Below are 10281 nucleotides of genomic sequence, written 5' to 3'. Positions count from 1 at the left end.
ATCGCGGCCTGGTGCGCCGGGTCCTCCAGCGCGCCGCCGGTGAGGACGACGGCCGCGGCGCGCTGGCGCTGCAGCAGCGTGAGGTAGGTGAGTTCGCGCTCGGGGGAGCCGCCGGTGTTGCAGACGACGGCGAGCTTCTCGCCGCCTCCGCGCCCGGATCCGTCGCCCGGGCCGCCGATCTCGCTCTGCGCGGCCCCGGCCATGATGCCGAAGAACGGGTCGGCGATGTCGTTGACCAGGATGCCCACAAGGTCGGACGTGGCGGCGGCGAGCGAGCTGGCCGGGCCGTTCAGTACGTAGTCCAGTTCGTCCACCGCGCGCAGGACCCGCTCCCGGGTGGACGAGGCCACCGGGTAGTTGCCGTTCAGGACACGGGACACGGTGGCCGGGGACACCCGGGCGCGGGCCGCAACGTCCGCCAGGGTGACTGTCATCGCTCTCCTCCGAGGAGTTGTGGAGCGGCCCCCCTTGTCCGGGCCGCTGTCGGCAGGCTAGCGTCATACCGCATAGAAAGCGCTTGCTACGGCTGTATGGAGGAACTTTCGTGACACGCAGGACAGTGCGCATCGCCATGAACGGCGTCACGGGACGCATGGGATACCGGCAGCACCTGGTGCGCTCGATCCTCGCGATCCGCGAGCAGGGCGGCCTCGACCTCGGCGGCGGCGAGGTGCTGTGGCCCGAACCCGTGCTCGTCGGCCGCCGCGCCCACGCGCTGGAGGCACTCGCCGCACAGCACGGCCTGACCGAGTGGTCGACCGACCTGGACGCGGTGCTCGCGGACGAGTCGATCGACATCTACTTCGATGCCCAGGTCACCTCGGCCCGCGTCGAGGCGATCAAGAAGGCGATCGCCGCGGGCAAGCACATCTACACCGAGAAGCCCACCGCCACCGACGTCGAGGGCGCGCTCGAACTGGCCCGCCTCGCACGCGACGCGGGCATCAAGCACGGCGTCGTCCAGGACAAGATCTTCCTCCCGGGCCTGCTCAAGCTGAAGCGCCTCATCGACGGCGGCTTCTTCGGTGAGATCCTCTCCGTGCGCGGGGAGTTCGGCTACTGGGTCTTCGAGGGCGACTGGCAGGACGCCCAGCGTCCCTCCTGGAACTACCGCGCGGAGGACGGCGGCGGCATCGTCGTCGACATGTTCCCGCACTGGGAGTACGTGCTGCACGAGCTGTTCGGCCAGGTCACGACCGTATCGGCGCATGTGCAGACACACATCCCGCAGCGCTGGGACGAGCAGGGCAAGCCCTACGCCGCCACCGCCGACGACGCCGCGTACGGCACCTTCCAGCTGGCGAGCGGCGCCGTCGCCCAGATCAACTCCTCCTGGACGGTCCGCGTCAACCGCGACGAGCTCGTCGAGTTCCAGGTCGACGGCACCCACGGCTCCGCCGTCGCCGGACTGCGCAACTGCCGTGTCCAGCACCGCTCGGCGACCCCCAAGCCGGTCTGGAACCCCGACCTCCCGGTCACCGAGCCGTTCCGCGACCAGTGGCAGGAAGTCCCCGACAACGCCGAGTTCGACAACGGCTTCAAGGCACAGTGGGAGCTCTTCCTGCGCCACATCGTCCTCGACGAGCCCTACACCTGGGACCTGATGGCCGGTGCCCGAGGCGTCCAGCTGGCCGAGCTCGGCCTCAAGTCCTCGGCCGAGGGCCGCCGCTTCGACGTCCCGGAGCTGAGCCTGTGACCATCCAGCTCCCGCAGGGCCCGTACGAACCCCGCGCAACGCCGCTCGACCTGGCACCGTCCGGGGCGCCGCTCGCCTCCCGTACGGTCTTCTCCGCCGCCCATGTCGTCGCCGACCCGTACGCCGACATCAGCCCCGACGACCCCGTCGCGGTCGACTGGGACGCCACCCTCGCCTTCCGCCGCCACCTCTGGTCGCACGGCCTGGGCGTCGCCGAGGCCATGGACACCGCTCAGCGTGGCATGGGCCTGGACTGGGCCGGTGCGGGCGAGCTGATCCGCCGCTCGGCCGCCGAGGCGAAGTCCGTGGGCGGCAGGATCGCCTGCGGCGTGGGCACCGACCAGCTCACCGGTCCCGCCACCCTGCCCGAGGTGCGCGCCGCGTACGAGGAGCAGCTCGCCCTGGTCGAGGGGAGCGGCGCCCAGGCCATCCTGATGGCCTCCCGCGCGCTGGCCGCCGCCGCGAACGGCCCCGAGGACTACCTGGAGACGTACGCCCATCTCCTGCGCCAGGCCACGGAACCGGTCGTCCTGCACTGGCTCGGCCCCATGTTCGACCCGGCGCTGGAGGGCTACTGGGGCAGCGCCGACCTCGACGCCGCCACGGACACCTTCCTGAAGGTCATCGCGGAGCACCCGGACAAGGTCGACGGCATCAAGATCTCGCTCCTGGACGCCGAGCGCGAGGTCGATGTACGGCGCCGTCTTCCCGGCGGGGTGCGCTGCTACACCGGCGACGACTTCAACTACCCCGAGCTCATCGCGGGCGACGACCGGGGCTTCAGCCACGCCCTGCTCGGCATCTTCGACCCGCTGGGCCCGCTGGCCGCCCACGCCGTGAGGGTCCTGGACACCGGGGACGTCGAGGGATTCCGCGCTCTCCTCGACCCCACGGTCGAGCTGTCGCGCCATCTGTTCAAGGCCCCGACCCGTTTCTACAAGACGGGCGTGGTCTTCCTCGCCTGGCTGGCGGGCCACCAGGAGCACTTCACGATGGTCGGTGGCCTGCAGTCCGCCCGTTCGCTGCCGCATCTGGCGAAGGCGTACGAACTGGCCGACGGTCTCGGCCTGTTCCCGGACCCCGAGCTGGCCGAGGCCCGGATGCGCGCCCTGCTGACCGTCCACGGAGGAAGCCGATGAGCGCCGATCTGTCCCGCCTGTCCATCAACCAGGAGACGGTCCGGCAGCTGTCCCTGCCGGAGCTCGTCGAGGGCTGCGCCAAGGCGGGCATCGGCAAGGTCGGCCTGTGGCGCGCCCCGGTGCAGGAGTACGGCATCGAGCGCGCCGGGCAGTTGATGAAGGACGCGGGCCTGACCGTCACCAGCCTCTGCCGCGGCGGATTCCTCACCGCGACCGACCCCGCCGAACGCGCCCGCGCCCTGGACGACAACCGTGCGGCGGTCGACGAGGCCGCGGGCGTGAACACGGACACCCTGGTCCTGGTCTCCGGCGGACTCCCCGACGGGGAGAAGGACCTGTTCGGCGCCCGGGAGCGCATCGCCGAAGCGCTGGCGGAGCTGGCCCCGTACGCCCAGGAGCGGGGCATCCGGCTCGCGATCGAGCCGTTGCACCCGATGTTCGCCTCGGACCGCTGCGTCGTCTCCACCCTCTCCCAGGCGCTGGACCTCGCGGAGCGCTTCCCGGCCGAGCAGGTCGGGGTGGTCGTCGACGCGTACCACATCTGGTGGGACGACCAGGTCGCCGCGCAGATCGCCCGGGCCGGCGCGGGCGGACGGATCCACTCCTTCCAGCTGGCCGACTGGATCACCCCGCTCCCGGCGGGTGTTCTGGTGGGGCGGGGCCAACTGGGCGACGGATGCGTGGACTTCCGTGCGATGCGCCGCCAGGTCGAGGCCACCGGCTTCGACGGGCCGATCGAGGTCGAGATCTTCAACGAGCAGCTCTGGGCCCGTGACGGTGCCGAAGTGATCGGTGAAGTCGCCGCCCGTTACCTGGAACATGCCTGCTGAGAGGCGCTCCGACCGACTTCGGTAAAGAGACGGTCAAGTCGTGCAACCTTTCCGTACCCTCCCCGGTCGTACTCTGCGTCGGGACTTCCGGGGAGGGGTCCGGGGGGATCGGGAAGCCCGACGGAGGGGGAAAGCGAGGGGGGTCCGGCCTTATGGCCGGGCCCCATTCCGCGTTTCCGGGGCCGTGACGCACCTGCTCCTGGAGGGGAACTCCCGGGCGTCCGCCCGGTCGGGGACGACGCCGGCACCGCCGGCGACGGTGCTGGGCGTCGCCGCACCTGGCGTCCCCGAGGGCATGGTCGTGATCGAGGCCGCAGGCGTCATCGACCGAGCGGGCCGGATCCGTCCGGTTTCCTGAACAGTGCGGCCCAGAGGAAGTCCTCGCCGAAGCAAGGGGAGTCGGCCGGCTCGTCACGCATCCGCCGCAGTTCGATCTCCTCCATCCCGGAGAAGATCCAGCGCAGCGACTCGGGCGTGTAGGCGAGGCCGCCCTGAAGCCCCGTACCGCCGTACAACTCGGCGTCCGGGAGCTCGGAGCCCATCGCTCCGGAGGCGAAGCAGCTGAGGGCGAGGTGCCCGCCGGGAACGAGGACGCGTTCCACGAGCTCGAGATAGCTGACGCGCCGATGGGGCGGCAGGTGGTGGAAGCAACCCGAGTCGTAGATCAGGTCGTACGGCCCGCCCGGAGCGTCGTCGGCGAAGGCGTCGCCGCAGTGGAAGCGGATGTCCGCCCCTGCCTCGGCGGCCCGTTCCCCGGCCCAGGCGACGGCCCCCGGTGACAGATCGACGGCGTCCACCTCGAAGCCCCGCGAGGCGAGATGCAGAGCGTTGCGTCCCGGTCCGCAGCCGAGGTCGAGGGCACGGCCGGGTGCGATGACGCCTTTGTCGAGGGAGGATACGAGGCTCTCGTCCGGCTTCGCGACGAAGAAGGGCACGGGCTTCGACCGGTCCTCGTAGAACCCGTCCCACCAAGCCCCGGCCTCGCCGGTCCAGCGGTCCGCCTCCGGTGCGAACAGGCTGTCCATGAGCTTCAGTACGTCGTCCACCGAGCGTATGTTCCGGTCCATCCGGAACCCCCTTCCCGAGGACCCAACTCTAGGCCGCAGGCGGGTGTTTCAGCAGTTCGGAGGCGGTGTGAGGGCTCGCTGCGGGGCCCGCTCCGCAGCGTCCGGGGAGCACCCGGGCCGGCCCCTTCGGGCGGGGCGCGTTCTGCTGCCCACGACCCGCCCGCGGGCCGTTGCGGGCCCTTCCCGGGTGTGGCCGAGGCGTGTTTCTCGACCACTTCGAAGGCGGAGGGCCCGGAGGGCCGTCAGGTCTCGATCTCCCACTGGACGCAGTGGTGGCCCGACTCGTGTTCATAGGTCGACGGCCGGTAGTAGAGGAAGGGCGAGCCGCTCTCCAGGGAATCGGCCAGGACCCGGAAGAGCTCGGCCGGACCGGTGGCCCAGAGCGTGCCGTCGAGGTCTCCCGACCCGATACCCAGCTCGTACACATGCCCGTACGAAGGCCCTGGACGGTGATCGACGAAGGCGACGCCCCCGTCGTTGGGCAGGGCGATCGGCACGCACAGGTGCAGATTCACAGCCGGCGCCTCGTCCTCCCACAGGTCGGCTTCGATGTTGTCCTCGCCGACGTCCACGAGTATGTCGCGCATCATCGCGATGTCGTCCAGACCGCTGAGACGGTGCCCCAACGGCAGGAACGCGCCAGCGGGCAGAGGGAAGGAACCCGGTTCGGCGACAGGCAGGGCCGCGCCGTCGTGCAGTTCCAGAAGGCGCCTCAGCTCCGGGTGCAGGGCGAAGCCCAGACGGGATTCCAGTCCGGCGATCCTCTCCGGGTCCGCCGGCCCTCTCAAGGCCGCTCGATCGGCGGGCGAATGGGCCGAGAGCCACGACTCGAAGCGAGCCCACTCGTGATCGAACGCAGCGATGTCCACCTGTGTCATGCGCCGAAGGTAGACGCCCGCACTGACAGCAGGACAGGCGCGAGCGGTGCGGAGGTGCGGGGCTCCCGGCGATCAGGAATGCGCCACTTCAGTCGAAGAGGTCGACCAGCCCATTCACCCAGATCGCCAGGAAGCCCGCGACCAGCAGGAACGCTCCCGTGCATCCTGCGGCGCGGAGCACGGCGCCCCTCTCCGGCTGCTCCTGGCCGGTGACCGTGTCCCAGTCGACGGGCCGGCCCGCGGCCTTCGAGCACGCGGCTCGGAGCGCGGTCAACTGCTCCTCGGCGAAGGCGGATCCGGCCAGGGACTCCGGCCCGCGCCAGGCCACGGCCCGCATGCGCGGGGCGGGCAGGTGATAGCGCTGCTCGAAGGCGGCCGTCTCAGCCGGGTCGCGGTCCTCCTCCAGGTACATCCACCGGCCGGCCTGCTCCGGTTCGCCGTAGAGGCGGTAGACCTCCCCCAGGCGCCGGCGCACCTCCTGACTCGCGGGGTAGGCGGCAACCAGCCCGCGCAGACGCATGCGGGCCATGGGTATGCGCCCGGCTGCCAGGTCGGCGTCCACGCGCCGCAGGGTGTCGGTCAGGGCCATGCGACACATCATCGGTCTCCGCGCGTGTTCCGCACCAACGCATTTCAGTCCTGCGCGCGCGTCCTCCCGTACAGGCCGGGCCGGCCGGCTCGCTCCGGTCACAGGGCTCCGGACGGTTCGGCCGACGCCGGGCGGGTCGCCTCACTGTCGGTGAGCCCCTGTAGCGTCGGGACATGTCCAACTCCGCCGTGCTCGAAGGCGTCCTGGAGCGGATCACCTACGCCAACGAGGAGAACGGCTACACCGTCGCCCGCGTCGACACCGGGCGAGGGGCGGGCGATCTGCTCACCGTCGTCGGCTCGCTGCTCGGTGCCCAGCCCGGTGAGTCCCTGCGGATGGAGGGGCGTTGGGGCTCCCATCCGCAGTTCGGGAAACAGTTCACCGTCGAGAACTACACGACGATCCTCCCCGCCACGATCCAGGGCATCCGCCGCTATCTCGGCTCCGGCCTGATCAAGGGCATCGGCCCCGTCATGGCCGACCGCATCACCACCCACTTCGGCGTGGACACCCTGGACATCATCGAGCAGGAGCCCAAGCGCCTCGTCGAGGTCCCCGGACTCGGTCCGAAGCGGACGAAGATGATCGCCGCGGCCTGGGAGGAGCAGAAGGCGATCAAGGAGGTCATGGTCTTCCTCCAGACCGTCGGCGTCTCCACCTCCATCGCCGTCCGTATCTACAAGAAGTACGAGGACGCCTCGATCTCCGTCGTGAAGAACCAGCCCTACCGGCTGGCCGCCGACGTGTGGGGCATCGGGTTCCTCACCGCCGACCGCATCGCCCAGGCCGTCGGGATCCCGCACGACAGCCCCGAGCGGGTCAAGGCCGGACTCCAGTACGCCCTGTCGCAGTCCACGGACCAGGGACACTGCTTCCTTCCCGAGGAGCGGCTGATCGCCGACGGGGTGAAGCTGCTCCAGGTCGACACCGGGCTCGTCATCGACTGCCTGGCCGAGCTCGCGGAGGACCCGGAGGGCGTCGTACGGGAGAAGGTGCCGGGGCCCGAGGACGGGCAGCCCGTCACCGCCGTGTATCTGGTGCCCTTCCACCGCGCCGAGATCTCCCTCGCCGCCCAGGTGCAGCGCCTGCTGAGCACGCCGGAGGACCGGATGCCGGCCTTCCAGGACGTGGACTGGGACAAGGCGCTGGCCTGGCTCGCAGGGCGTACGGGGGCCACGCTGGCCCCCGAGCAGGAGGCGGCCGTCCGGCTCGCGCTCAGCAGGAAGGTCGCCGTCCTCACCGGCGGTCCCGGCTGCGGGAAGTCGTTCACCGTCCGCTCCGTGGTCGAGCTGGCCCGTGCACGGAACGCGAAGGTGGTGCTGGCCGCCCCCACCGGGCGAGCCGCGAAGCGGCTCTCGGAGCTGACCGGCGCCGAGGCGTCCACCGTGCACCGGCTGCTGGAGCTGAAGCCCGGCGGGGACGCCGCGTACGACCGTGACCGGCCGCTGGACGCCGATCTGGTCGTCGTCGACGAGGCGTCCATGCTCGATCTGCTGCTCGCCAACAAACTCGTCAAGGCGGTGGCACCCGGTGCCCACCTCCTGCTGGTCGGCGATGTGGACCAGCTGCCCTCGGTCGGCGCGGGGGAGGTGCTGCGGGATCTGCTCGCCGAGGGCGGCCCGGTTCCGGCCGTCCGGCTGACGACGATCTTCCGCCAGGCCCAGAAGTCCGGCGTCGTCACCAACGCCCACCGGATCAACTCCGGGGTGCCGCCGCTGACCCAGGGGCTGGACGATTTCTTCCTGTTCGTGGAGGACGAGACGGAGGACGCGGGGGTGCTCGCCGTGGATGTCGCGGCCCGTCGCATCCCCGCCAAGTTCGGCCTGAATCCCCGTCGTGACGTGCAGGTCCTCGCCCCGATGCACCGCGGCCCGGCAGGCGCAGGGCATCTCAACGGGCTGCTCCAGCAGGCCATCACCCCGGGCCGCCCCGGCCTGCCCGAGAAGCGGTTCGGGGGCCGGGTCTTCCGGGTGGGCGACAAGGTGACCCAGATCAGGAACAACTATGACAAGGGGGAGAACGGGGTCTTCAACGGCACGGTCGGCGTCGTCACCTCCCTCGACGCGGACGAGCAGAGGCTGACCGTCCTCACGGACGAGGACGAGGAGATCGGGTACGACTTCGACGAACTGGACGAACTGGCCCACGCCTACGCGATGACCATCCACCGCTCGCAGGGCAGCGAGTATCCGGCGGTCGTCATCCCCGTCACCACCAGCGCCTGGATGATGCTCCAGCGGAACCTGCTGTACACCGCGGTGACCAGGGCCAAGAAGCTGGTCGTACTCGTCGGTTCACGCAAGGCCATCGGCCAGGCCGTCCGCACCGTTTCCGCAGGCAGGCGCTGTACGGGACTGGATTTCCGGCTCCGCGGCGGTACAGCGGAAGACTTCCCGAAAAAATGATCGATCAAAACGGTGGGAAACATCACTGAGCCCTTCCGGAACCGCGATCCAGGGGGCAGGATGAGAAAGTTGACGGCACTCAGTGCCGTCGGTAGGTCCAATGGACGACCCCGAGTGCACTCTCCTGCGCCAAATGGGGGAGGGTGGAGACAGTCAGGGCACCTCGAAGAAGAGGCACTACGTCGGTGAGGGATGACGTGAGCGAGCACACCAACAACGCTGTAGTACTGCGGTACGGCGATGACGAGTACACCTACCCGGTGATCGACAGCACCGTCGGCGACAAGGGCTTCGATATCGGGAAGCTCCGGGCCAATACGGGCCTGGTCACGCTGGACAGCGGATACGGCAACACAGCCGCGTATAAATCCGCCATCACCTACCTCGACGGCGAGCAGGGCATCCTGCGGTACCGCGGTTACCCGATCGAGCAGCTCGCGGAGAGCTCGACGTTCCTCGAGGTCGCCTACACGCTGATCAACGGCGACCTTCCCAAGGTCGACGAGCTGTCGGCCTTCAAGAACGAGATCACCCAGCACACGCTGCTGCACGAGGACGTCAAGCGCTTCTTCGACGGCTTCCCGCGCGACGCCCACCCGATGGCCATGCTGTCCTCGGTCGTCAGCGCGCTGTCCACGTTCTACCAGGACAGCCACAACCCGTTCGACGAGGAGCAGCGTCACCTCTCGACGATCCGGCTGCTGGCGAAGCTTCCGACGATCGCGGCGTACGCGTACAAGAAGTCGATCGGTCACCCGTTCGTCTACCCGCGTAACGACCTCGGCTACGTCGAGAACTTCCTGCGCATGACCTTCTCCGTCCCGGCCCAGGAGTACGTGCCGGACCCGGTCGTCGTCTCGGCGCTCGAGAAGCTGCTCATCCTGCACGCGGACCACGAGCAGAACTGTTCGACCTCCACCGTGCGTCTGGTCGGCTCGTCGCAGGCGAACATGTTCGCCTCGATCTCCGCCGGCATCTCGGCCCTGTGGGGCCCGCTGCACGGTGGCGCCAACCAGTCGGTGCTGGAGATGCTCGAGGGCATCCAGGCCAACGGCGGCGACGTCGACTCCTTCATCCAGAAGGTCAAGAACAAGGAGGACGGCGTCCGCCTGATGGGCTTCGGCCACCGGGTGTACAAGTCCTTCGACCCGCGCGCCAAGATCATCAAGGCTGCCGCGCACGATGTGCTGTCGTCGCTCGGCAAGTCCGACGAGCTGCTCGACATCGCGCTCAAGCTCGAGGAGCACGCGCTCTCCGACGAGTACTTCGTCTCGCGCAACCTCTACCCCAACGTGGACTTCTACACGGGCCTGATCTACCGCGCCATGGGCTTCCCGACCGAGATGTTCACCGTGCTGTTCGCGCTCGGCCGGCTCCCCGGCTGGATCGCCCAGTGGCACGAGATGATCAAGGAGCCGGGATCCCGCATCGGCCGCCCGCGCCAGATCTACACCGGCGAGGTCCTGCGCGACTTCGTCCCGGTCGAGGGCCGCTGAAGCTCCTGGAACCACTGCTGCACCCCGGCCGATCCGGCCGGTATCTTCGCCCCGCGTACCGCGCTCGTACAGTCCAGAGCGCGGTGTCCGGGGCGATTCGGCGTTCCGGGGCATCGGGCTGGTGCAATTCGCACCTGGCGACCGTGTAGGTGGCCGGAGAGTGCGGGAGGGCCGTCGTCCG

The 10281-nt window shown here is 69.7% G+C and carries 9 protein-coding genes; 5 read left to right on the top strand and 4 right to left on the bottom strand.

Annotated features, from left to right (window positions below; translation table 11 throughout):
- Window positions 1-434: LacI family DNA-binding transcriptional regulator (locus ACFWFI_RS14220; protein ID WP_387389144.1), on the bottom strand; the 434-nt coding region annotated here is incomplete at its 3' end.
- A 110-nt stretch (window positions 435-544) separates the two neighbouring features.
- Here ACFWFI_RS14220 and ACFWFI_RS14215 point away from each other — a divergent pair.
- Genes ACFWFI_RS14215 through ACFWFI_RS14205 form a run of 3 tightly spaced genes read left to right on the top strand, consistent with a single transcriptional unit; the run spans window position 545 to window position 3665 of the window.
- Entirely contained in the window at window positions 545-1696 is a 1152-nt protein-coding gene (locus ACFWFI_RS14215) for a Gfo/Idh/MocA family protein (RefSeq protein WP_387389141.1), read from the top strand.
- Window positions 1693-2835 (top strand): dihydrodipicolinate synthase family protein, encoded by a 1143-nt coding sequence (locus ACFWFI_RS14210; RefSeq protein WP_387389138.1) that lies wholly within the window; start codon window positions 1693-1695, stop codon window positions 2833-2835. Before ACFWFI_RS14215 ends, ACFWFI_RS14210 begins: the two co-directional genes overlap by 4 nt.
- Window positions 2832-3665, top strand: coding sequence for a sugar phosphate isomerase/epimerase family protein (locus ACFWFI_RS14205; protein ID WP_387389135.1), 834 nt, complete (start codon window positions 2832-2834; stop codon window positions 3663-3665). Before ACFWFI_RS14210 ends, ACFWFI_RS14205 begins: the two co-directional genes overlap by 4 nt.
- Before the next feature lie 320 nt (window positions 3666-3985).
- On the opposite strand, the gene ACFWFI_RS14200 is transcribed toward ACFWFI_RS14205, so the two are convergent.
- From ACFWFI_RS14200 to ACFWFI_RS14190, 3 genes are all read right to left on the bottom strand, one after another.
- Window positions 3986-4732, bottom strand: coding sequence for a class I SAM-dependent methyltransferase (locus tag ACFWFI_RS14200; protein ID WP_387389132.1), 747 nt, complete (start codon window positions 4730-4732; stop codon window positions 3986-3988).
- A 242-nt stretch (window positions 4733-4974) separates the two neighbouring features.
- On the bottom strand, window positions 4975-5610 hold the full coding sequence (locus ACFWFI_RS14195; RefSeq protein WP_387389129.1) for an SMI1/KNR4 family protein: 636 nt from the start codon (window positions 5608-5610) through the stop codon (window positions 4975-4977).
- An 88-nt stretch (window positions 5611-5698) separates the two neighbouring features.
- Window positions 5699-6199: a DUF6584 family protein gene (locus tag ACFWFI_RS14190; protein ID WP_387389126.1), complete on the bottom strand. Its 501-nt coding sequence runs from the start codon at window positions 6197-6199 to the stop codon at window positions 5699-5701.
- 173 nt (window positions 6200-6372) lie between these two features.
- Between ACFWFI_RS14190 and ACFWFI_RS14185 the strand changes: the two genes are divergently transcribed.
- Both ACFWFI_RS14185 and ACFWFI_RS14180 read left to right on the top strand, forming a co-directional pair.
- Complete coding sequence (locus ACFWFI_RS14185) at window positions 6373-8604, top strand: SF1B family DNA helicase RecD2 (protein ID WP_387389123.1); 2232 nt, start codon at window positions 6373-6375, stop codon at window positions 8602-8604.
- Window positions 8605-8801: 197 nt separating this feature from the next.
- Window positions 8802-10100: a citrate synthase gene (locus tag ACFWFI_RS14180; protein WP_073746777.1), complete on the top strand. Its 1299-nt coding sequence runs from the start codon at window positions 8802-8804 to the stop codon at window positions 10098-10100.
- Window positions 10101-10281 lie beyond the last annotated feature (181 nt).

The organism is Streptomyces sp. NPDC060209, assembly GCF_042728155.1.
Taxonomy (GTDB): Bacteria; Actinomycetota; Actinomycetes; order Streptomycetales; family Streptomycetaceae; genus Streptomyces.
Note: the sequence above shows the minus strand (reverse complement) of the source record. Positions and strands in the feature narration are given on the sequence as shown.

Excerpts from the sequence above, each read along its gene's own strand:
- ACFWFI_RS14205 (WP_387389135.1), top strand. The coding sequence starts at position 2,832 with ATGAGCGCCGATCTGTCCCGCCTGTCCATCAACCAGGAGACGGTCCGG.
- ACFWFI_RS14200 (WP_387389132.1), bottom strand. The coding sequence starts at position 4,732 with ATGGACCGGAACATACGCTCGGTGGACGACGTACTGAAGCTCATGGAC.
- ACFWFI_RS14195 (WP_387389129.1), bottom strand. The coding sequence starts at position 5,610 with ATGACACAGGTGGACATCGCTGCGTTCGATCACGAGTGGGCTCGCTTC.
- ACFWFI_RS14190 (WP_387389126.1), bottom strand. The coding sequence starts at position 6,199 with ATGGCCCTGACCGACACCCTGCGGCGCGTGGACGCCGACCTGGCAGCC.
- ACFWFI_RS14185 (WP_387389123.1), top strand. The coding sequence starts at position 6,373 with ATGTCCAACTCCGCCGTGCTCGAAGGCGTCCTGGAGCGGATCACCTAC.